Source organism: Sutcliffiella horikoshii (assembly GCF_044809035.1).
GTDB classification, from domain to species: domain Bacteria; phylum Bacillota; class Bacilli; order Bacillales; family Bacillaceae_I; genus Sutcliffiella_A; species Sutcliffiella_A horikoshii_G.
This window is the reverse complement of record NZ_CP085237.1, coordinates 138,828-157,846: the sequence shown is the minus strand read 5'-3', so window position 1 is coordinate 157,846 and position 19,019 is coordinate 138,828. Positions and strand designations below refer to the sequence as shown.

Genomic DNA, 19,019 nt, shown 5'->3' with positions numbered 1-19,019 from the left:
TTCTTAATATATTTTATTCATCACGATGAAACTCTTCCGGGGCTTGATCGTGGGGTTAAAATACATACCATGTGATATCTTATCTCTTTTTTGCGAGATTGTCAAGAAGATGTTACACCAGGATTAGTTGTCATCATAAACCACGTTCCATAAGTATAAACCGTGTGCTGGTGCAGTTTTTCCTGCCGCTCCCCGATCTCTGGCTTTCAAGATTGAAAAAATATCTTTTGGTAATTTTTTTCCTTGGCCAATCTCCAGTAAAGTACCAACAATGATACGGACCATGTTGTATAAAAAGCCGTTGCCGACAATGCGAAACTCAAGCTCCTCGCCGTTCCTCACAGCTTGCAACGAGTAAATCGTCCTCACCTTGTCCTCTACTTCTGTTTTGGCCGAACAGAAGCTGGTAAAGTCGTGTTCTCCAATGAAATGCCCACATGCCTCTTCCATTGCTTCTAGATCCAATGCAAAAGGATAGTGAAACACTTGGTCCCGGTCAAACACATTAAAGTCCTTTGCCAGGCTCACCCTGTAACGGTACTCCTTTTTTACTACGTCAAAACGGGCGTGGAAGTCCCCTGAGACAGACTCCACCCTCTTCATCCATATATCATTGGGCAAATGGGCATTCAGCGCCTTCTGCCACGCAACATCCGGGATACTAAGAGGCGAATCAAAGTGCAGCACCTGACCGACGGCATGAACTCCTGCATCGGTGCGACCAGAAGCGGAAACCTTGATCTCCGTCCCTTTATGGATCCGAGATAAGGCCTTTTGCACCTCCAGCTGGACGGTTCGCTTCTCCTTTTGAATCTGATAGCCTTCAAAATGTGCTCCGTCATAGGTAAGGGTACATTTTAATCTATTCATCATATCTAACTCCATTATGTTCGGATAAGAACTAAGATAAACGTAAGGACAGCAAGTGTCACCATCAACAAAGTGTCTTTGGCCTGCCATTCTAGCAGACGAAATTTCGTTCTTCCTTCGCCGCCTTTATACCCTCGCGCTTCCATCGCCGTAGCAAGCTCCTCTGCGCGTTTGAACGCACTGATGAACAACGGGACAAGCAAAGGAACCAGCGCCTTTACACGCTCCTTCAGAGGCCCTACAGTGAAGTCAGCACCTCTTGCGCTCTGCGCCTTCATGATTTTATCAGTCTCCTGCATCAATGTCGGGATAAACCGCAAAGAAATAGACATCATTAGGGCCAGTTCATGGACTGGTACCCCCACCTTTTTAAACGGACCAAATAACGTCTCCATCCCGTCTGTCACCTCAATTGGTGTAGTGGTCAAGGTAAGGATGGTAGTAATGGTGATCAAGAATAAAAAACGCAAGGATATAAAGATAGCTTGTATAATGCCTTCTTCGTATACCTGAATAAAGCCTACTTCAAAAAGCAATGTCCCCTCTTTTGTCAAAAAAACATGAAAAAGCATCGTGAAGATAATAATCCAGATGATCGGTTTAAGTCCTTTTATGATAAAAGGTATCGGTATTCTAGTAAGCAATACGACCGACAAGGTAAAGGCACCCAGCATCCCGTAGCCCCAGACATTATTGGCAAGGAACACAACCATCACGAAAATAAATACAAGCAGCAGTTTTGCTCTCGGGTCCATCCGGTGAATAAGAGAGGTTCCCGGTACATAACGGCCGATAATTAAGTTATTCATCAACCCTCATCCCCCTTTTTCAAGCGGGAGGCGATGGCTTCTGCCACTTCTTCAACCGTCAAACAGACTTCATTGAACTCCAATTTCAGCCGGGATTCCAGCTCTTTCATAAACAGAACTGTCTCCGGTACATCCAGCCCAAGTCTCTTTATTTCCTCTGCCTGGCTGAATATCTCCCTTGGTGTCCCTCTTAACCCTACTGTCCCTTTGTTCATGACCACTATAGAATCAGCATACCTTGCCGCATCCTCCATACTGTGGGTCACTAGAATGGTAGTGAGCTTCTGCTCTTTATGCAACTTGTAAAAAAGGTCCATGATTTCTTTACGTCCCCGTGGATCTAGCCCTGCCGTCGGTTCGTCCAACACAAGAACCTCCGGCTGCATCGCAAGGACACCAGCAATGGCCACTCGGCGCATCTGTCCTCCACTCAAATCGAACGGGGAAGATGTAAAGTACTTCTCCGGGAGGCCAACAAGCTTAAGCGCTGCTCTTGCCCGCCTTTTTGCTTCCTCTTCCGGCACGCCAAAATTAAGCGGACCAAAACAAACATCCTTCTCCACTGTTTCATCAAACAGCTGATGCTCAGGAAATTGAAAAACAATCCCGACCTTTTTGCGCAAAGCCTTGATGTTCTTTTCCTTTTTATTAGCATGCAATGTGATATCTCCAACTTGCAGACTGCCATTTGTAGGCCTTAACAAGCCATTCAGATGCTGTAGCAATGTAGACTTTCCGGAACCTGTATGTCCAATTATGGCGGTGTAGGAGTTCTCAGGGATGATCATGTCTACATCAAAAAGAGCAACCCTTTCAAAAGGAGTATTCAGCTGATAGCGATGCTCTAAATCTTTAATTGTAATTTGCATATTTCATCCATCAGCCTTTCCCTATTGGTCGGATCTGTATCAAACTCCAAACCCAACTGCTGCAGTTTATTTGCCAAGATGATGGGAAAAGGTAAATCAAGCCCTATCTCCACAAGTTTGTCTCCCATATGGAAAACTTCTTCCGGGGTTCCTTCCCCATACACTTCTCCGCCGTTCAACACAATAATCCGGTCTGCTCTCGCTGCCTCTTCCAAGTCATGGGTGATGGAGATAACGGTTACCCCCACCGCTTGCCTGAGCTCCTCAATGGTGTCAATTACTTCCTTCCGTCCGATAGGATCAAGCATACTTGTAGCTTCATCCAAAATGATGATAGATGGTTGCAACGCAATTAAGCCAGCAATGGCCACACGCTGTTTTTGCCCTCCAGAGAGCTGATGTGGCTCTTGGGTTAAAAAAGATTCCATCCCTACCTTTTCAATACCCTCCGCCACTCGCGTTAGCATTTCTTCACGGGGGACGCCAATATTTTCTAAACCAAACGCAACATCGTCCTCTACCGTCGAACCTACAAATTGATTATCAGGGTTTTGAAAGACCATTCCTACCTGCCTTCTAATATCCCAAATTGTATTCTCTGTTAACTCTACTCCCTGAACTTTTACAGATCCTTCTGTAGGAAGTTGTAATCCGTTCAGGATTCTAGCCAACGTGGACTTTCCGGAGCCGTTATGACCAACGATTGCTGTCCATTCTCCATGTTCCACTTTAAGATTGATATTCTTTAACGTATCCTCTTCTTGGTTTGCGTAGCGGAAGGATAAATCCTTCACTTCTAAGATGGCCATCGAAAATACAACTCCTCTCTTCTCCGCTTAACTAACTCTCTCTACTATAGACTTAACCTTCAAAAAAAGAAAATAGGTATATGTGTAGCCCCCGGTTGCTTGGAGTGCAAGGTGTGAGACTCCTACGGGGATAACGGTTGGTAGAGACCCCGCAACGAAGTGAGGAGGCTCAAGCACTGTCCCGTGGAAAGCGAACACCTGGAACGCAAAGCAACAAGGGCGTTATACCAACCCAATGAAATCAAGGCAAAAAAATAAAGGGCATAGATCAGTCATTACAACTGTCCGCCCTTATTTATGACTGACTATAGTAAGTTAAAAGATTCGTTTCCTCCTCTTTAACCCACTATCATCTAATATATATTATACAAGTTCAATGATTACCATTGGAGCTCCGTCTCCACGACGAGGTCCAAGTTTCATGATACGAGTGTATCCACCTTGACGCTCTTCGTAACGTGGAGCGATATCAGCGAATAACTTTTGAACTGCGTCTTGACCAGTTTCTGCGTTCGCTACTTCATGACGAACGTAAGAAGCTGCTTGACGACGAGCGTGTAAGTCACCACGCTTACCAAGAGTAATCATTTTTTCTACTAAAGAACGTAATTCTTTCGCACGTGCTTCTGTAGTTTCAATGCGCTCGCTGATGATCAAGTCAGTAGTCAAGTCACGTAACATTGCTTTACGCTGTGCGCTAGTACGACCTAATTTTCTGTATCCCATGTTGATGTTCCCTCCTTCTGTAGAAAGTCATGAAACGTTCAAACACATAAAGATGCCTAGTTTTCCAAGTAAAAACTAGTCATCTTTACGCAGGCCAAGTCCAAGCTCTTCTAATTTATGCTTGACTTCTTCTAAAGATTTACGGCCTAAGTTACGAACTTTCATCATATCTTCTTCTGTTTTATTTGCAAGTTCTTGAACAGTGTTGATGCCAGCACGCTTCAGGCAGTTGTAAGAACGAACGGATAGATCTAGTTCTTCGATAGTCATCTCTAGAACTTTCTCTTTCTGATCTTCTTCTTTTTCTACCATGATTTCCGCGTTTTGCGCTTCATCTGTCAGACCTACAAATATATTTAAGTGTTCAGTTAAAATCTTTGCCCCAAGTGCTACTGCTTCTTGTGGACCGTTACTACCATCTGTCCATACATCTAATGTAAGCTTGTCATAGTTAGAGACTTGGCCTACACGTGTATTTTCAACATAATAAGAAACGCGAGAAACTGGAGTGAAAATAGAATCAATCGGAATAACACCGATCGGTTGATCTTCACGTTTGTTTCCGTCCGCCGTTACATATCCGCGACCGCGCTTAGCAGTGAAACGGATACGAAGGTGAGCATCCTTCGCTAACGTTGCGATATGAAGGTCAGGGTTAAGAACTTCCACATCGCTGTCATGTGTAATGTCAGCAGCTGTTACAGCTCCTTCTCCTTGAACATCAATCTCTAACGTCTTCTCATCATCTGAATAGATTTTTAATGCTAGCTTCTTAACGTTCAAAATAACTGTTGTAACATCTTCAACGACGCCTTCAATTGTTGAGAACTCATGCAGTACACCATCTATTTGGATAGATGTTACAGCGGCACCAGGAAGTGAGGATAAAAGAATACGACGTAAGGAGTTACCCAAAGTTGTTCCATATCCACGCTCAAGTGGCTCGACGACGAATTTACCATAGTTGGCGTCATCGCTGATTTCAACCGTTTCGATTTTTGGTTTTTCGATTTCTAACATTCATAACCCTCCTTCAAAACGTCGAAACCCCGGAAAGACATGAAATGTCTTACCGAAATTCCCCATAGGTATGTCCCGATTGTGCACAACAACAACATTTAATTATCTCTGTATATTTTTAACTGTATCATCAGCCATTATTGACATGTATACAAAATCTATACAGACAAATTAAACACGGCGACGTTTTGGTGGACGGCAACCGTTATGAGGTACTGGGGTTACGTCTCTGATAGCAGTAACTTCAAGACCAGCTGCTTGTAAAGCACGGATTGCTGCTTCACGACCAGCACCAGGGCCTTTAACTGTAACTTCAAGAGTCTTTAAACCGTGCTCCATGCAAGCTTTAGCTGCTGTTTCAGCTGCCATTTGCGCTGCGAATGGAGTAGATTTACGAGAACCTCTGAAGCCAAGAGCACCTGCACTAGACCACCCAATTGCATTTCCGTGAGAGTCAGTAATCGTTACGATTGTGTTATTGAATGTAGAACGGATATGCGCGATACCTTGTTCAATATTCTTTTTCACACGGCGTTTACGTGTATTAGTTTTGCGTGCCATATTTAACTTACCTCCTTACTTACTTAAAATTATTTCTTTTTGTTTGCTACAGTACGACGAGGTCCTTTACGTGTACGAGCATTGTTTTTAGTGTTTTGACCACGAACCGGTAAACCACGACGGTGACGAAGACCACGGTAGCAACCGATCTCGATTAGACGTTTAATGTTTAGAGATACTTCACGACGAAGGTCTCCCTCAACTTTAATCTTGTCTACGATGTCACGAATCTTTCCTAATTCTTCTTCCGTTAAGTCGCGAACGCGAGTGTCTTCAGAAACACCTGCTTCAGCCAAAACTTTCTCAGCTGTAGAACGACCAATACCGAAAACATATGTTAATGAAATTACAACGCGCTTGTCGCGAGGAACATCAACACCAGCAATACGTGCCATATATGCGCACCTCCCTCAAGTTATCCTTGTTTTTGTTTGTGTTTCGGGTTTTCACAAATAACCATGACTTTACCTTTTCTACGAATAACTTTACATTTTTCGCAGATTGGCTTAACAGATGGTCTCACTTTCATCTTATATTACCTCCCTGATAGTACGGAGTGCTAAAATAGGTTTATTTAAAACGATACGTTATTCTACCGCGTGTTAAATCGTATGGAGAAAGCTCCACCGTTACTTTATCTCCTGGTAGGATTCGAATAAAGTGCATACGTATTTTCCCAGATACATGAGCCAACACAGTATGACCATTTTCCAATTCTACTTTAAACATAGCATTTGGTAAAGTCTCAATGACCGTACCTTCTACTTCAATTACATCGTCTTTCGCCATTAATTAAGTTCTCCCTTCTTCAAATCAGTAACAAGCTCATTGACAAACTTAGTCAGTGCGAAACGCAGCTTTCCATTTGTCACACGGCCTGTTTCCTTCATACTGTTCTGAACTTCTGGAGACACGTAATCAAAAAATTCAAGATGATGAATGTTCTTTTTCTTTGGGCGGTCAAACTTCCGCTTGTCTCCATCCGCTAGGACGACAAAACGCTCATCAAGAATTTTAATAATTACGGCATACTGTCCGGCATCTCTGCCTTGAGTAATCGAAACAATTTGGCCTACTTGCAAAGTCGAATCAGATTCGATCAAGCAATATCACCTCTTAGGCTTTTGTTAAGATCTCGTAGCCTGTTTCTGTAATAGCGACCGTATGTTCAAAATGAGCACACATTTTACCGTCAACAGTAACAACAGTCCAGTCATCTGCTAGCGTTTTTACGTAGCGGGTGCCTGCATTGACCATTGGTTCAATTGCAAGAACCATACCAGGTTTTAACCGTGGACCTTTGTTAGGAGGTCCATAATGAGGAATTTGTGGGTCTTCATGTAAGTCTTGACCAATTCCATGCCCTACATACTCTCTCACAATTGAAAAATCGTGTGATTCCGCATACGTTTGAATCGCATGGGAAACATCAGAGAGACGAGCGCCCGGTTTTACTTCCTTGATGCCTTCATACAATGATTGTTCCGTGACTTCAAGTAATCGCTTTGTTTCATCGGATATGTTACCAACAGCATACGTCCAAGCGGAGTCACCGTGGTACCCATTATACTTAGCACCAATATCTATGCTAATGATATCTCCGTCTTTCAGTACACGATCGCCGGGGATACCATGAACAAGTTCTTCATTGACAGAAGCGCAGATGCTTCCGCGAAAACCATTATACCCCTTAAACGAAGGAATTGCATCATGTTTGCGGATGAATTTCTCAGCAATATCATCCAATTGCTTCGTTGTTACACCAGGTACAATGTGCTTTTTTAATTCTTGGTGTGTCAGAGCGACAATTCTACCTGCTTCTCTCATGATCTCAAGTTCACGAGGAGTTTTACAGATAATCATTACGCACGACCTCCAAGAAGTTCTTCTATATCAGCGAATACTTTATCGATCGCTTGTTGGCCATTGATATTGCGAAGATAACCTTTGGACTCGTAAAAGTCTAGCAATGGCTTAGATTGTTTAACGTTTACTTCAAGACGGTTACCCACTGTCTCTTCGTTGTCATCAGCACGTTGGTATAGCTCTCCTCCACACTTATCACAAACACCGTCTTTAGCAGGCGGGTTGAATACCAAGTGGTAAGTAGAACCACAATCTTTACAAATACGACGCCCTGTTAAACGTTCCATAAGAATGCTTTGGTCCACATTGACATTGATGACAAAGTCAATTTTGCGACCTAGTTCTTCTAGCATCTGCTCAAGAGCATCTGCTTGTGGAACCGTTCTTGGAAAACCGTCTAATAGAAAGCCGTCTTTGCAATCTTCTTTTTCTAATCTTTCACGAACGATACCGATCGTCACTTCATCCGGAACAAGCTGACCTTGATCCATGAAAGACTTAGCTTTCATGCCTAGTTCAGTTTCTTCCTTCATAGCAGCACGAAACATATCTCCAGTAGAGATATGAGGGATATTGTACTTTTCGACAATTCGTTCTGCTTGAGTACCTTTACCGGCACCCGGAAGTCCCATTAGAACTAAATTCATCTTTTTGCCCCCTCAGTATCTTGTGAAGTATATTGGGATAATTTTATCCCAATTACTTCATTACTTGATAAACCCTTTATAATGACGCTTCACTAACTGACTTTCTAGCTGCTTCATCGTTTCAAGTGCAACACCTACAACGATTAGTAAGCTAGTACCGCCAATCTGCACTGCTGCAGGAAGACCGGCAACGCTCATAAAGATAATAGGTAGGATAGAAATAGCTGCTAAGAATAACGCACCAACAAAAGTTAGTCGGTAAATAATCTTTGTCAAATATTCCTGTGTATTTACACCAGGACGAATTCCTGGAATATATCCGCCTTGTTTCTTTAAGTTTTCTGCCATCTGCTCAGGATTAGACTGAACAAATGTGTAGAAATAAGTGAAGGCAATTATAAGAGCAACATATACTACCATACCGATTGGATTCGTGTAGTCAAATGTACTAATGATCCATCTTGTCACAGCATTCTCGTTAAAGAATGAAGCGATAGTCGGTGGTGTAATGATAAAGGATACTGCAAAGATAACCGGAATTACCCCTGCTGCATTAACCTTTAAAGGTAAGTGTGTAGTGTGTCCTCCACCAGTAGGAGCGCGACCCGCCATCTTCTTCGCATACTGAATCGGAATTTTACGTAACGCTTGCTGAATGAAGATTACACCTACGATAACAGCTAAGATTGCAAGAATGATAAGAGCGACGATTACAAGATTCAAGAACAACTGATCACCAGCATCCTGGATCAAAGAAGCATAAATCTGATTTGCACCGGTTGGGATTGCAGACGCGATACCAGCGAAGATTAGAATGGAGATTCCGTTTCCTACGCCATGTGCCGTGATTTGCTCACCAAGCCACATCAAGAATGCAGTACCTGCTGTTAACACTAATGCTATAAGCAAATAAGTAGTGAATGTCGGGTTCGTAATCAACTGCCCATTGGCCATTGTATTGAAACCGATTGACATACCAATTGCCTGGATGAAACCAAGTACAATGGTGAAATATCTAGTGAATTGAGCTAGTTTGCGACGTCCAGCTTCTCCTTGTTTTGACCATTCCGTAAACTTCGGAACAACATCCATTTGCAATAATTGCACGATGATGGACGCTGTGATGTATGGCATTACACCCATGGCAAGAATAGAGAAGTTCTGAAGAGCTCCACCACCAAATGTATTCAGAATACCAAAGACACTAAGTTCATCCTGGAATTTCAAAATGTCAGCGTTCACCCCTGGTACTGGGATAAACGTACCGATACGGAAAATTACTAACATTAAAAGGGTGAAGACAATTTTCTTTCTTATATCACCCACGCGCATAAAATTGGAGAATGTCTGGAACATTAAATCACCTCAACTGAACCGCCAGCTGCTTCGATAGCTTCCTTAGCTGCTGAGGAAAATTTATGAGCACGAACTGTAAGCTTTTTCTCAACTGAACCGTTACCCAATACTTTAAGACCAGCGTTTAATTTGCTAACTAAACCTGTTTCAAGAAGTAATTCAGGAGTAACTTCAGTTCCCTCGTCAAAGCGGTTTAAAGTATCAAGGTTGATGATTGCATACTCTTTGCGATTGATGTTCGTGAATCCGCGCTTAGGTAAGCGTTGGAATAGAGGTGTTTGACCACCTTCGAATCCAGGACGAACGCCACCGCCTGAGCGTGCATTTTGACCTTTATGACCTTTACCAGAAGTTTTTCCGTTACCAGAACCAGTTCCGCGACCTACACGGTTGCGCTCTTTACGAGATCCTTCGTTAGGTTTTAACTCATGAAGTTTCATTGTGGCACCTCCTTATTTAAAAAACGTATCTATTTATTGCTCGTTCACAGTAACAAGGTGAGATACCTTGTTAATCATTCCACGGATAGCTGCGTTATCCTCATGGACAACTGTTTGGTGCATCTTTTTCAAACCAAGAGTTTGAACAGTCGCACGTTGATCTTGTGGACGACCGATTACACTGCGAGTGAGGGTGATTGCTAATTTGTTCGCCATTTTGTTTCCCTCCTTATCCTAACAGTTCTTCTACCGTTTTACCACGCAATTTAGCAACGTCCTCTGCACGTTTCAATTGCTTCAATCCGTTAAGTGTTGCACGGATCATGTTGATTGGTGTGTTAGATCCTAAAGATTTAGAAAGGATGTCTTGAACACCCGCTAACTCAAGAACCGCACGAACTGGTCCTCCAGCGATAACCCCAGTACCCTCAGAAGCAGGTTTCAATAGGATTTCTCCAGAACCGAATTCTCCAAGTACTTGGTGAGGAATTGTTGTACCAACGATTGGCACAGCAACTAAGTTCTTTTTCGCATCTTCAATTGCTTTACGGATAGCTTCAGGTACTTCTTGAGCTTTACCAGTACCAAAACCAACATTACCGTTTTTATCTCCTACTACTACTAGAGCAGCAAAGCGGAAACGACGTCCACCTTTTACTACTTTCGCAACGCGGTTAACCGTAACAACGCGTTCTTCAAGTTCTAATTTGTTTGGGTCAATACTACGACGCATCAGTGTCCCTCCTTTTCCGATTAAAATTCTAGACCAGCCTCACGTGCAGCATCTGCTAATGCTTTTACACGGCCGTGATATAAGTATCCACCGCGGTCGAATACTACTGATTTGATTCCTTTTTCAATTGCGCGCTTTGCAACAAGTTCTCCAACTGCTTTCGCGGACTCAACGTTGCTACCGTTTACTGTTACATCTTTATCAAGTGTAGAAGCACTTGCGATTGTTACAGCGTTAGCATCGTCAATCACTTGAGCGTAGATGTGTTGGTTTGAACGGAACACATTTAAACGTGGACGAGTTGCAGTTCCTGATAACTTAGCACGAACACGAGTGTGTCTTTTCTTACGAGTAGAATTCTTATCAGGTTTTGTAATCATCGTGCAGTCACTCCTTTCTATCTGCTTATGCCGTATTACTTAGCAGTTTTACCTTCTTTACGACGTACTTGTTCACCTTCATAACGAATACCTTTACCTTTGTAAGGCTCTGGTGGGCGAACGTCACGAATGTTAGCTGCTAAAGCACCTACGCGCTCTTTATCAATACCTTTAATGACGATCTTTGTGTTTGCCGGTACTTCCACTTCAATCCCCTGTTCAGGAGTGATTTCAACTGGATGAGAGTAACCAACGTTAAGAACTAGCTTGTTACCTTGCTTAGATGCACGGTAACCTACCCCGATTAGTTCCAATCCTCTTTCGAAACCAGCTGTAACACCTTGAACCATGTTGTTTAAAAGTGCACGAGTTGTTCCGTGGATTGTACGGTGTTCTTTGCTATCAGAAGGACGTACTACTGTTAATACGTTCTCTTCCACTGTAATAGCCATTTCTTGGCTGAATGTACGAGTTAATTCACCTTTAGGACCTTTTACGGTAACTGTGTTGTTGTCGTTTGTGATTGTAACCCCAGTTGGGATTTCAATAGGTTTTTTACCTACACGTGACATAGTTACACCTCCGTTCATTTAAAGAAATATATTACCAAACGTACGCTAATACTTCTCCACCAGCTTGTTTTTGACGAGCTTCTTTATCAGTGATAACACCTTGAGAAGTAGAGATGATCGCAATACCTAAACCGTTTAATACACGAGGTACTTCATTTGCTTTTGCATATACACGAAGACCAGGCTTACTGATACGTTTAAGACCAGTAATTACACGCTCGTTGTTTGCACCGTATTTCAAGAAAATACGAATGATACCTTGTTTGTTGTCTTCGATAAATTCTACGTCACGCACGAAACCTTCACGCTTTAAGATTTCAGCAACTTCTTTTTTGATTTTAGAAGCAGGAAGTTCAAGCTTCTCGTGACGTACCATGTTCGCATTGCGGATGCGAGTAAGCATATCTGCAATAGGATCTGTCATAACCATTTAATTTACCTCCTTCCCAATTATCGGGTTTTACCAACTTGCTTTTTTAACGCCAGGAATTTGGCCTTTATAAGCTAATTCACGGAAACAAATACGGCAAAGCTTAAATTTACGGATTACAGAGTGGGGACGTCCACAACGTTCGCAACGAGTATAAGCTTGCACATTATGTTTAGGTGTGCGTTTTTGTTTCGCAATCATTGATTTTTTAGCCACATTTTCGCCTCCCTCTACCACACGCTGGTATTATTTTTGGAATGGCATTCCGAATGATGTTAAAAGCTCACGAGCTTCTTCATCAGTGTTAGCAGTAGTAACGATAACGATATCCATACCACGAACCTTACTAACTTTATCGTAATCAATTTCAGGGAAGATAAGTTGCTCTTTCACTCCAAGAGTGTAGTTTCCACGACCATCGAAAGACTTCTTGGAGATTCCACGGAAGTCACGTACACGTGGTAAAGAAACAGATACTAACTTATCTAGGAATTCGTACATACGCTCGCCGCGTAATGTAACTTTAGCACCGATAGGCATTCCTTCACGAAGACGGAAACCAGCGATAGATTTCTTTGCTTTTGTAACCATAGGTTTTTGACCAGTAATTGAAGCTAATTCTTCAACTGCTGCATCTAAAGCCTTAGAGTTTGATACTGCATCACCAACACCCATGTTGATAACGATTTTCTCAAGCTTTGGAGCTTGCATCACGGATTTATAGTTAAACTTGCCCATTAGAGCAGGAATAATTTCGCTTTGATACTTTTCTTTTAGGCGGTTCATCAAAAGTACCTCCTTTCTTCAACGTTCTATTTATCTAATTGTTCACCTGATTTTGTTGCAACACGTACTTTTTTACCGTCTACTACCTTGTATCCTACACGAGTCGGTTCACCGGACTTAGGATCTAAAGGCATAACGTTTGATACATGAATAGGTGCCTCACGGTTGATGATTCCACCTTGAGGATTTTCTTGTGATGGTTTAGCGTGCTTTTTGATCACGTTGACACCTTCTACAAGAACACGGTCTTTCTTAGGATAAGATTCAAGAATAACTCCTTGCTTACCTTTATCCTTACCAGAGATAACTACAACTTTATCACCTTTTTTGACATGCATCCTTTCGCACCTCCTTGACAAACATCTTTTCGATTTATTACAGAACTTCTGGAGCTAAAGATACAATCTTCATGTAGTTGTTATCACGTAATTCACGTGCAACTGGTCCGAAGATACGAGTTCCACGAGGGCTCTTATCATCCTTGATGATTACGCATGCGTTCTCATCGAAACGGATGTATGAACCGTCATTACGACGAACTCCGCGCTTTGTACGTACAACAACAGCTTTGACTACGTCACCTTTTTTAACAACGCCCCCTGGTGTTGCTTGTTTCACTGTACAAACGATTACATCACCAATGTTAGCGTAGCGACGACCAGATCCACCTAGTACTTTAATAGCAAGCACTTCACGAGCACCTGAGTTATCAGCAACTTTCAAACGAGATTCTTGTTGAATCATGCATGGTACCTCCCTTCGGAATTAGATATCCGAACTTATATATTAGATAATTACAGCTTTCTCTACAACTTCTAGCAAACGGAAACGCTTCGTAGAAGATAATGGACGAGTCTCCATGATTTTTACGATGTCGCCAGTTTTAGCCATGCTATTCTCATCATGCGCTTTGTACTTTTTAGAGTACTTAACACGTTTGCCGTAGAGTGCGTGAGTTTTATAAGTTTCTACAAGAACTGTGATTGTTTTGTCCATTTTGTCAGACACAACACGTCCAGTGTAAACTTTACGTTGGTTACGTTCACTCATTTTCGCGAACCTCCTCTTGATTATTTGTTAGAAGCGATCTCTCTCTCGCGAACTACTGTTTTCATACGAGCGATTGACTTACGTACTTCGCGAATACGAGCAGTGTTTTCTAATTGACCAGTCGCTAATTGAAAGCGTAGGTTGAATAACTCTTCTTTTAAAGATTTCACTTTTTGTTCAATCTCGGCAGTGGTTAAGTCGCGTAGTTCATTAGCTTTCATTAGATTCACCACCAATTTCTTCACGTTTTACAAACTTACATTTAACTGGCAACTTGTGCATAGCTAAACGTAATGCTTCACGAGCTACTTCTTCAGATACACCTGAAATTTCAAACATAACCTTTCCAGGTTTAACAACTGCTACCCATCCTTCTGGAGCACCTTTACCGGAACCCATTCGGACCTCTAGAGGTTTTGCAGTGTATGGTTTTGAAGGGAAAATTTTAATCCAAACTTTACCGCCACGTTTCATATAACGAGTCATCGCACGACGCGCAGCTTCGATTTGACGGTTTGTGATCCAAGAAGCTTCAAGAGATTGTAAACCAAACTCTCCGAAATGTACTTCTGTGCCGCCTTTCGCTTTACCACGCATTTTACCACGATGTTCGCGGCGATATTTTACGCGTTTTGGTAATAACATATTATTTTCCTCCTTCCTCAGTTTTCTTCTTTGTAGGAAGGACCTCTCCACGGTAGATCCATACTTTCACACCTAATTTACCGTAAGTTGTATCAGCTTCTGCTGTACCATAGTCAATATCAGCGCGAAGAGTATGAAGTGGAACTGTACCCTCACTATAATGTTCAGAACGAGCGATATCTGCTCCGCCTAAGCGACCAGAAACCATCGTTTTAATACCTTTCGCACCAGCGCGCATTGCACGTTGAAGTGATTGCTTTTGAGCACGACGGAAAGATACACGGTTTTCTAATTGACGAGCGATGTTTTCAGCTACCAATTTAGCATCCAAATCTGCTCTCTTGATTTCTAGGATGTTGATGTGTACACGTTTACCAGTTAATTGGTTAAGTGCTTTACGTAACGCTTCGACTTCCGTACCACCTTTACCAATAACCATACCTGGCTTAGCAGTGTGAACAGTAACGTTCAGACGGTTTGCTGCACGTTCGATTTCTACTTTAGAAACAGATGCGTCATTTAGACGTTTTGCGATGTATTCGCGAACTTTGATGTCTTCATGTAGCAGGTTAGCATAATCTTTGCCTGCGTACCATTTGGACTCCCAGTCACGAATGACTCCTACACGAAGACCGATCGGATTTACCTTTTGACCCACTGGTTATCCCTCCTTCTTTTCTGATACCACGATTGTAATGTGGCTAGTACGTTTGTTAATTTGACTCGCACGACCCATTGCACGAGGGCGGAAACGTTTCAAAGTTGGACCTTCGTTAACGTATGCCTCAGTTACAACAAGTGAGTTTGCGTCCATTTCAAAATTGTGCTCTGCATTTGCAATAGCGGACTTTAGAACCTTTTCGATTACTGGTGAAGCAGCCTTTGGAGTTAATGCCAAAATAGCTACCGCTTCGCCTACTTGCTTGCCTCGAATTAAATCCATAACTAGACGAGCTTTACGAGGAGCAATACGAACTGTTCTTGCAACAGCTTTAGCTTGCATGTAAAAGCCTCCTCTCTAATTAGCGTTTTGTTTTCTTATCATCATTTCCGTGACCTTTGTAAGCACGAGATGGAGCGAATTCTCCAAGCTTGTGTCCTACCATGTCTTCTGTCACATAAACTGGTACGTGTTTACGGCCATCATATACAGCGATTGTATGTCCGATAAATTGTGGGAAAATAGTAGAACGACGAGACCAAGTTTTAACAACTTGTTTACCATCAGTTTCATTTAACTTTTCAATCTTAGTAAGTAAATGATCATCTACAAAAGGCCCTTTTTTCAAGCTGCGACCCATGTGGAAACCTCCCTTCGTGATTGCTCTACGGCTCCGTTGAACCGTAGTACAACCCCGTTATTTTTTACGACGACGAACGATAAATTTGTCAGACTTGTTCTTTTTCTTACGAGTTTTGAATCCAAGAGTCGGTTTGCCCCAAGGAGTCATAGGTGACTTACGTCCGATTGGAGAACGTCCTTCACCACCACCGTGTGGGTGATCGTTAGGGTTCATTACAGAACCACGTACAGTTGGGCGAATACCCATCCAACGAGAACGTCCTGCTTTACCAATGTTGATAAGTTCGTGTTGTTCGTTACCAACTTGACCTACAGTAGCGCGGCAAGTGGAAAGGATCATACGAGTTTCACCAGAAGTTAAACGTACAAGTACGTATTTACCTTCTTTACCAAGTACTTGAGCAGAAGTTCCTGCAGAGCGAACTAATTGTCCACCTTTACCTGGTTTTAACTCGATGTTGTGGATTACAGTACCAACTGGGATGTTGATTAGTGGTAATGCATTTCCTACCTTGATATCTGCTTCAGGACCAGCCATTATAGTCATTCCTACTTCTAAGTTCTTAGGAGCAAGGATGTAACGCTTTTCCCCATCTGCATAGTTGATTAACGCGATATTAGCGGAACGGTTAGGATCGTACTCGATTGTAGCAACGCGTCCTGGTATACCATCTTTATCACGTTTAAAGTCGATGACGCGGTATTGACGTTTGTGTCCACCACCTTGGTGACGTACAGTCAATTTACCTTGGTTATTACGACCACCTTTTCTGTGTAACGGTGCAAGCAAGCTTTTTTCTGGTTTGTCTGTAGTGATCTCAGCAAAATCAGAAACTGTCATGCCACGACGTCCATTAGAGGTTGGTTTGTATTTTTTAATCGCCATCATGTTCCCTCCTTTTCGATGATGTTTTTATTTTTTGTATTAAACCTCGAAGAATTCGATTTCTTTGCTATCAGCTTTTAAAGTTACGATAGCTTTTCTACGACGGTTAGTTAATCCGCTATGACGACCTACACGACGGAATTTACCTTTGTAGTTCATGATGTTAACTTTTTCAACGTCTACGCCAAAGATCGCTTCAACAGCATCTTTAACTTCAGTTTTATTAGCTCTAACATCTACTTCAAAAGTGTATTTCTTTTCAGTCATTAAATCTGTAGAACGCTCAGTAATCACGGGGCGCTTAAGAACATCACGATGATCTCTCATTATGCAAGCACCTCCTCTAATTTTTGAACAGCGTCTTTCGTAAAGATTACTTTATCGTGGTTTACAACGTCTAATACGTTAACACCAGTTACTGTAACAACTGTTACTCCAGGAATGTTACGAGCAGATAAAGCAACGTTTTCGTCAGCGTCAGCTGTTACGATCAACGCTTTACGATTGATTTCTAAACCTTTTAATACAGAAGTCATTTCTCTTGTTTTTGGTGCATCAAAAGCTAATCCTTCTAATACTAATAGTTCGTTTTCTAATACCTTAGATGATAATGCAGATTTGATAGCTAAGCGACGAACTTTCTTAGGAAGTTTGTAGCTGTAGCTTCTTGGTGTAGGACCGAATACGATACCACCACCACGCCATTGTGGAGAGCGGATAGATCCTTGACGAGCACGACCTGTACCCTTTTGACGCCATGGTTTGCGTCCACCACCTGCTACTTCAGAACGTCCTTTTACTTTTGCAGTACCTTGACGTTGAGATGCTCTTTGCATAACGATCGCATCGAACAATACGCTGTTATTTGGCTCAATACCGAATACAGCATCTGCTAATTCAACTTCACCAACGTTTGCGCCAGCTTGGTTGTATAATGCTACTTTAGGCATTTGTAGTTCCTCCTTTCCTATACAATTAGTTTGCTTTTACCGCACTTTTAATTGTGATTAAAGATTTTTTTGGACCAGGTACGTTACCTTTAACTAGTAATAGGTTACGTTCTACGTCTACTTTCACGATCTCAAGGTTCTGGATAGTAATGCGCTCTCCACCCATACGTCCAGGTAATAATTTACCTTTGAATACACGGTTTGGAGCAACAGGTCCCATAGAACCAGGACGACGGTGATAACGGGAACCGTGAGTCATTGGGCCGCGAGATTGTCCGTGGCGCTTAATTGAACCTTGGAAACCTTTACCCTTTGAAATTCCTGTTACATCTACTACATCGCCTTCTGCGAAAATATCAACTTTGACTTCTTGACCAACTTCTAAGTTAGCTCCACTGATTTCACGAATGAAGCGCTTAGGTGCTGTGTTCGCTTTAGCAACGTGGCCTTTTAGTGGCTTGTTAGCTAATTTATCGCGTTTGTCAGCAAAACCAATCTGAATCGCTTCGTATCCGTCTGTTTCAACAGTTTTAACTTGAAGTACAACGTTTGGTGTAGCTTCAATTACTGTTACAGGGATAAGATCGCCGTTTTCAGCAAAAACTTGAGTCATACCAACTTTTCTTCCTAAGATTCCTTTGGTCATCAGTCACACCTCCTAGATTTTTTAAGTATTTATTGATTAAAGCTTGATTTCGATATCTACACCAGATGGTAGGTCTAAACGCATTAAGCTATCAACCGTTTGTGGTGTTGGATTAATGATGTCGATTAAGCGCTTATGAGTGCGCATTTCGAATTGCTCACGAGAATCTTTATATTTGTGTACCGCACGTAAGATTGTGTATACAGATCTTTCCGTTGGTAACGGAATAGGACCAGAAACAGTTGCACCTGAACGTTTTGCAGTTTCAACGATCTTCTCAGAAGATTGATCTAGAATTCTGTGATCATAAGCTTTTAAACGAATGCGAATCTTTTCTTTTGCCATTATTTTTCCCTCCTTTTTTCGCCTATATTATTGATAGACATTCTCCGTGAAAATTAACCTGTCACACTCGCCATGGCAAAGCGGCCGGGTGTGCCAGCAACCTTTCACATCATCGCAGTCAAAGACCAACATTACCTATTATACATGGTGTTCATAGACAATGCAACTATATTTCAAATAAATCTCTGAGCACTTTTCATATTATAACGAGTTGTGATGTTTATTGCAACACGTGGGCTGCAGATTTATTCATTTCAGTTTTTTCCAGTGGTTTGTGGGGTGTTTTGGTGATGGTCTTTATATAGAAGAAAGTCGGATTT

The 19,019-nt window shown here is 42.1% G+C and carries 35 protein-coding genes; all 35 read right to left on the bottom strand.

Annotated elements, in window-relative coordinates; genetic code table 11:
• Positions 1-123: 123 nt before the first annotated feature.
• Positions 124-870 (bottom strand): tRNA pseudouridine(38-40) synthase TruA, encoded by a 747-nt coding sequence (truA, locus tag LG307_RS00885; RefSeq protein ID WP_404450343.1) that lies wholly within the window; start codon positions 868-870, stop codon positions 124-126.
• Between the two features lie 14 nt (positions 871-884).
• A complete protein-coding gene (locus LG307_RS00880) occupies positions 885-1,682 on the bottom strand; it encodes an energy-coupling factor transporter transmembrane component T family protein (RefSeq protein WP_404446984.1) in 798 nt (265 codons plus the stop codon).
• A complete protein-coding gene (locus tag LG307_RS00875) occupies positions 1,679-2,548 on the bottom strand; it encodes an energy-coupling factor ABC transporter ATP-binding protein (RefSeq protein ID WP_404446981.1) in 870 nt (289 codons plus the stop codon). Before LG307_RS00875 ends, LG307_RS00880 begins: the two co-directional genes overlap by 4 nt.
• Complete coding sequence (locus LG307_RS00870; protein WP_404446979.1) at positions 2,524-3,357, bottom strand: energy-coupling factor ABC transporter ATP-binding protein; 834 nt, start codon at positions 3,355-3,357, stop codon at positions 2,524-2,526. The genes LG307_RS00875 and LG307_RS00870 overlap by 25 nt, the downstream gene beginning before the upstream one ends.
• A gap of 363 nt (positions 3,358-3,720) precedes the next feature.
• Positions 3,721-4,083 (bottom strand): 50S ribosomal protein L17, encoded by a 363-nt coding sequence (gene rplQ, locus LG307_RS00865; protein WP_010191541.1) that lies wholly within the window; start codon positions 4,081-4,083, stop codon positions 3,721-3,723.
• Between the two features lie 75 nt (positions 4,084-4,158).
• Positions 4,159-5,103, bottom strand: a complete 945-nt coding sequence (locus LG307_RS00860; RefSeq protein ID WP_010191539.1) for a DNA-directed RNA polymerase subunit alpha — start codon at positions 5,101-5,103, stop codon at positions 4,159-4,161.
• A 171-nt stretch (positions 5,104-5,274) separates the two neighbouring features.
• Complete coding sequence (rpsK, locus tag LG307_RS00855) at positions 5,275-5,664, bottom strand: 30S ribosomal protein S11 (RefSeq protein ID WP_010191537.1); 390 nt, start codon at positions 5,662-5,664, stop codon at positions 5,275-5,277.
• Positions 5,665-5,693: 29 nt separating this feature from the next.
• Positions 5,694-6,059, bottom strand: a complete 366-nt coding sequence (gene rpsM / locus LG307_RS00850) for a 30S ribosomal protein S13 (protein ID WP_404446977.1) — start codon at positions 6,057-6,059, stop codon at positions 5,694-5,696.
• A gap of 20 nt (positions 6,060-6,079) precedes the next feature.
• Positions 6,080-6,193 (bottom strand): 50S ribosomal protein L36, encoded by a 114-nt coding sequence (rpmJ, locus tag LG307_RS00845; RefSeq protein WP_003156543.1) that lies wholly within the window; start codon positions 6,191-6,193, stop codon positions 6,080-6,082.
• Positions 6,194-6,234: 41 nt separating this feature from the next.
• Positions 6,235-6,453 (bottom strand): translation initiation factor IF-1, encoded by a 219-nt coding sequence (gene infA / locus LG307_RS00840; RefSeq protein WP_010191517.1) that lies wholly within the window; start codon positions 6,451-6,453, stop codon positions 6,235-6,237.
• Complete coding sequence (locus tag LG307_RS00835) at positions 6,453-6,767, bottom strand: KOW domain-containing RNA-binding protein (protein ID WP_168864263.1); 315 nt, start codon at positions 6,765-6,767, stop codon at positions 6,453-6,455. The genes infA and LG307_RS00835 overlap by 1 nt, the downstream gene beginning before the upstream one ends.
• A gap of 13 nt (positions 6,768-6,780) precedes the next feature.
• Positions 6,781-7,527 carry a type I methionyl aminopeptidase gene (map, locus tag LG307_RS00830; RefSeq protein ID WP_404446974.1) on the bottom strand — a complete coding sequence of 249 codons (747 nt, stop codon included), beginning with the start codon at positions 7,525-7,527 and terminating at the stop codon, positions 6,781-6,783.
• Positions 7,527-8,177: an adenylate kinase gene (locus tag LG307_RS00825; protein ID WP_404446972.1), complete on the bottom strand. Its 651-nt coding sequence runs from the start codon at positions 8,175-8,177 to the stop codon at positions 7,527-7,529. Before LG307_RS00825 ends, map begins: the two co-directional genes overlap by 1 nt.
• Before the next feature lie 60 nt (positions 8,178-8,237).
• On the bottom strand, positions 8,238-9,533 hold the full coding sequence (gene secY / locus LG307_RS00820; protein ID WP_404446970.1) for a preprotein translocase subunit SecY: 1,296 nt from the start codon (positions 9,531-9,533) through the stop codon (positions 8,238-8,240).
• Positions 9,533-9,973 (bottom strand): 50S ribosomal protein L15, encoded by a 441-nt coding sequence (gene rplO, locus LG307_RS00815; RefSeq protein ID WP_404446967.1) that lies wholly within the window; start codon positions 9,971-9,973, stop codon positions 9,533-9,535. The genes secY and rplO overlap by 1 nt, the downstream gene beginning before the upstream one ends.
• A 33-nt stretch (positions 9,974-10,006) precedes the next feature.
• On the bottom strand, positions 10,007-10,189 hold the full coding sequence (gene rpmD / locus LG307_RS00810; RefSeq protein WP_223491778.1) for a 50S ribosomal protein L30: 183 nt from the start codon (positions 10,187-10,189) through the stop codon (positions 10,007-10,009).
• A 13-nt stretch (positions 10,190-10,202) separates the two neighbouring features.
• Positions 10,203-10,706 carry a 30S ribosomal protein S5 gene (rpsE, locus tag LG307_RS00805; protein WP_010191510.1) on the bottom strand — a complete coding sequence of 168 codons (504 nt, stop codon included), beginning with the start codon at positions 10,704-10,706 and terminating at the stop codon, positions 10,203-10,205.
• 20 nt (positions 10,707-10,726) lie between these two features.
• On the bottom strand, positions 10,727-11,086 hold the full coding sequence (gene rplR, locus LG307_RS00800) for a 50S ribosomal protein L18 (protein WP_404446964.1): 360 nt from the start codon (positions 11,084-11,086) through the stop codon (positions 10,727-10,729).
• A 35-nt stretch (positions 11,087-11,121) separates the two neighbouring features.
• Entirely contained in the window at positions 11,122-11,658 is a 537-nt protein-coding gene (gene rplF, locus LG307_RS00795) for a 50S ribosomal protein L6 (RefSeq protein WP_010191508.1), read from the bottom strand.
• A 31-nt stretch (positions 11,659-11,689) separates the two neighbouring features.
• Entirely contained in the window at positions 11,690-12,088 is a 399-nt protein-coding gene (rpsH, locus tag LG307_RS00790; RefSeq protein ID WP_010191507.1) for a 30S ribosomal protein S8, read from the bottom strand.
• Between the two features lie 30 nt (positions 12,089-12,118).
• Positions 12,119-12,304, bottom strand: a complete 186-nt coding sequence (locus LG307_RS00785) for a type Z 30S ribosomal protein S14 (protein ID WP_010191505.1) — start codon at positions 12,302-12,304, stop codon at positions 12,119-12,121.
• Positions 12,305-12,334: 30 nt separating this feature from the next.
• Positions 12,335-12,874 (bottom strand): 50S ribosomal protein L5, encoded by a 540-nt coding sequence (gene rplE / locus LG307_RS00780; protein ID WP_404446962.1) that lies wholly within the window; start codon positions 12,872-12,874, stop codon positions 12,335-12,337.
• Positions 12,875-12,900: 26 nt separating this feature from the next.
• Complete coding sequence (gene rplX / locus LG307_RS00775; RefSeq protein WP_404446960.1) at positions 12,901-13,212, bottom strand: 50S ribosomal protein L24; 312 nt, start codon at positions 13,210-13,212, stop codon at positions 12,901-12,903.
• 37 nt (positions 13,213-13,249) lie between these two features.
• Positions 13,250-13,618, bottom strand: a complete 369-nt coding sequence (rplN, locus tag LG307_RS00770) for a 50S ribosomal protein L14 (protein WP_010191501.1) — start codon at positions 13,616-13,618, stop codon at positions 13,250-13,252.
• Between the two features lie 42 nt (positions 13,619-13,660).
• Positions 13,661-13,924, bottom strand: a complete 264-nt coding sequence (rpsQ, locus tag LG307_RS00765) for a 30S ribosomal protein S17 (RefSeq protein WP_010191500.1) — start codon at positions 13,922-13,924, stop codon at positions 13,661-13,663.
• A gap of 20 nt (positions 13,925-13,944) precedes the next feature.
• Complete coding sequence (gene rpmC / locus LG307_RS00760) at positions 13,945-14,145, bottom strand: 50S ribosomal protein L29 (RefSeq protein WP_010191499.1); 201 nt, start codon at positions 14,143-14,145, stop codon at positions 13,945-13,947.
• Positions 14,135-14,569, bottom strand: coding sequence for a 50S ribosomal protein L16 (rplP, locus tag LG307_RS00755; RefSeq protein ID WP_010191498.1), 435 nt, complete (start codon positions 14,567-14,569; stop codon positions 14,135-14,137). Before rplP ends, rpmC begins: the two co-directional genes overlap by 11 nt.
• Position 14,570: 1 nt before the next feature.
• A complete protein-coding gene (gene rpsC / locus LG307_RS00750; RefSeq protein ID WP_088016683.1) occupies positions 14,571-15,227 on the bottom strand; it encodes a 30S ribosomal protein S3 in 657 nt (218 codons plus the stop codon).
• 3 nt (positions 15,228-15,230) lie between these two features.
• Entirely contained in the window at positions 15,231-15,572 is a 342-nt protein-coding gene (gene rplV, locus LG307_RS00745) for a 50S ribosomal protein L22 (protein WP_010191496.1), read from the bottom strand.
• A gap of 19 nt (positions 15,573-15,591) precedes the next feature.
• On the bottom strand, positions 15,592-15,870 hold the full coding sequence (gene rpsS / locus LG307_RS00740) for a 30S ribosomal protein S19 (RefSeq protein WP_047972349.1): 279 nt from the start codon (positions 15,868-15,870) through the stop codon (positions 15,592-15,594).
• A gap of 57 nt (positions 15,871-15,927) precedes the next feature.
• Entirely contained in the window at positions 15,928-16,758 is an 831-nt protein-coding gene (gene rplB / locus LG307_RS00735) for a 50S ribosomal protein L2 (protein ID WP_010191493.1), read from the bottom strand.
• 39 nt (positions 16,759-16,797) lie between these two features.
• Positions 16,798-17,085: a 50S ribosomal protein L23 gene (gene rplW, locus LG307_RS00730; protein ID WP_010191491.1), complete on the bottom strand. Its 288-nt coding sequence runs from the start codon at positions 17,083-17,085 to the stop codon at positions 16,798-16,800.
• Positions 17,085-17,708 (bottom strand): 50S ribosomal protein L4, encoded by a 624-nt coding sequence (gene rplD / locus LG307_RS00725; RefSeq protein ID WP_404446957.1) that lies wholly within the window; start codon positions 17,706-17,708, stop codon positions 17,085-17,087. The genes rplW and rplD overlap by 1 nt, the downstream gene beginning before the upstream one ends.
• Positions 17,709-17,733: 25 nt before the next feature.
• Positions 17,734-18,354, bottom strand: a complete 621-nt coding sequence (rplC, locus tag LG307_RS00720) for a 50S ribosomal protein L3 (protein WP_404446954.1) — start codon at positions 18,352-18,354, stop codon at positions 17,734-17,736.
• Positions 18,355-18,390: 36 nt separating this feature from the next.
• Entirely contained in the window at positions 18,391-18,699 is a 309-nt protein-coding gene (gene rpsJ / locus LG307_RS00715; protein ID WP_010191483.1) for a 30S ribosomal protein S10, read from the bottom strand.
• Positions 18,700-19,019 lie beyond the last annotated feature (320 nt).

Coding starts and splice junctions, on each gene's coding strand:
- truA (WP_404450343.1), bottom strand. CDS start 870: ATGAATAGATTAAAATGTACCCTTACCTATGACGGAGCACATTTTGAA.
- LG307_RS00875 (WP_404446981.1), bottom strand. CDS start 2,548: ATGCAAATTACAATTAAAGATTTAGAGCATCGCTATCAGCTGAATACT.
- LG307_RS00870 (WP_404446979.1), bottom strand. CDS start 3,357: ATGGCCATCTTAGAAGTGAAGGATTTATCCTTCCGCTACGCAAACCAA.
- rplQ (WP_010191541.1), bottom strand. CDS start 4,083: ATGGGATACAGAAAATTAGGTCGTACTAGCGCACAGCGTAAAGCAATG.
- LG307_RS00860 (WP_010191539.1), bottom strand. CDS start 5,103: ATGTTAGAAATCGAAAAACCAAAAATCGAAACGGTTGAAATCAGCGAT.
- rpsK (WP_010191537.1), bottom strand. CDS start 5,664: ATGGCACGCAAAACTAATACACGTAAACGCCGTGTGAAAAAGAATATT.
- rpsM (WP_404446977.1), bottom strand. CDS start 6,059: ATGGCACGTATTGCTGGTGTTGATGTTCCTCGCGACAAGCGCGTTGTA.
- rpmJ (WP_003156543.1), bottom strand. CDS start 6,193: ATGAAAGTGAGACCATCTGTTAAGCCAATCTGCGAAAAATGTAAAGTT.
- infA (WP_010191517.1), bottom strand. CDS start 6,453: ATGGCGAAAGACGATGTAATTGAAGTAGAAGGTACGGTCATTGAGACT.
- map (WP_404446974.1), bottom strand. CDS start 7,527: ATGATTATCTGTAAAACTCCTCGTGAACTTGAGATCATGAGAGAAGCA.
- LG307_RS00825 (WP_404446972.1), bottom strand. CDS start 8,177: ATGAATTTAGTTCTAATGGGACTTCCGGGTGCCGGTAAAGGTACTCAA.
- secY (WP_404446970.1), bottom strand. CDS start 9,533: ATGTTCCAGACATTCTCCAATTTTATGCGCGTGGGTGATATAAGAAAG.
- rplO (WP_404446967.1), bottom strand. CDS start 9,973: ATGAAACTTCATGAGTTAAAACCTAACGAAGGATCTCGTAAAGAGCGC.
- rpmD (WP_223491778.1), bottom strand. CDS start 10,189: ATGGCGAACAAATTAGCAATCACCCTCACTCGCAGTGTAATCGGTCGT.
- rpsE (WP_010191510.1), bottom strand. CDS start 10,706: ATGCGTCGTAGTATTGACCCAAACAAATTAGAACTTGAAGAACGCGTT.
- rplR (WP_404446964.1), bottom strand. CDS start 11,086: ATGATTACAAAACCTGATAAGAATTCTACTCGTAAGAAAAGACACACT.
- rplF (WP_010191508.1), bottom strand. CDS start 11,658: ATGTCACGTGTAGGTAAAAAACCTATTGAAATCCCAACTGGGGTTACA.
- rpsH (WP_010191507.1), bottom strand. CDS start 12,088: ATGGTTATGACAGATCCTATTGCAGATATGCTTACTCGCATCCGCAAT.
- rplE (WP_404446962.1), bottom strand. CDS start 12,874: ATGAACCGCCTAAAAGAAAAGTATCAAAGCGAAATTATTCCTGCTCTA.
- rplX (WP_404446960.1), bottom strand. CDS start 13,212: ATGCATGTCAAAAAAGGTGATAAAGTTGTAGTTATCTCTGGTAAGGAT.
- rplN (WP_010191501.1), bottom strand. CDS start 13,618: ATGATTCAACAAGAATCTCGTTTGAAAGTTGCTGATAACTCAGGTGCT.
- rpsQ (WP_010191500.1), bottom strand. CDS start 13,924: ATGAGTGAACGTAACCAACGTAAAGTTTACACTGGACGTGTTGTGTCT.
- rpmC (WP_010191499.1), bottom strand. CDS start 14,145: ATGAAAGCTAATGAACTACGCGACTTAACCACTGCCGAGATTGAACAA.
- rplP (WP_010191498.1), bottom strand. CDS start 14,569: ATGTTATTACCAAAACGCGTAAAATATCGCCGCGAACATCGTGGTAAA.
- rplV (WP_010191496.1), bottom strand. CDS start 15,572: ATGCAAGCTAAAGCTGTTGCAAGAACAGTTCGTATTGCTCCTCGTAAA.
- rpsS (WP_047972349.1), bottom strand. CDS start 15,870: ATGGGTCGCAGCTTGAAAAAAGGGCCTTTTGTAGATGATCATTTACTT.
- rplB (WP_010191493.1), bottom strand. CDS start 16,758: ATGGCGATTAAAAAATACAAACCAACCTCTAATGGACGTCGTGGCATG.
- rplW (WP_010191491.1), bottom strand. CDS start 17,085: ATGAGAGATCATCGTGATGTTCTTAAGCGCCCCGTGATTACTGAGCGT.
- rplD (WP_404446957.1), bottom strand. CDS start 17,708: ATGCCTAAAGTAGCATTATACAACCAAGCTGGCGCAAACGTTGGTGAA.
- rplC (WP_404446954.1), bottom strand. CDS start 18,354: ATGACCAAAGGAATCTTAGGAAGAAAAGTTGGTATGACTCAAGTTTTT.
- rpsJ (WP_010191483.1), bottom strand. CDS start 18,699: ATGGCAAAAGAAAAGATTCGCATTCGTTTAAAAGCTTATGATCACAGA.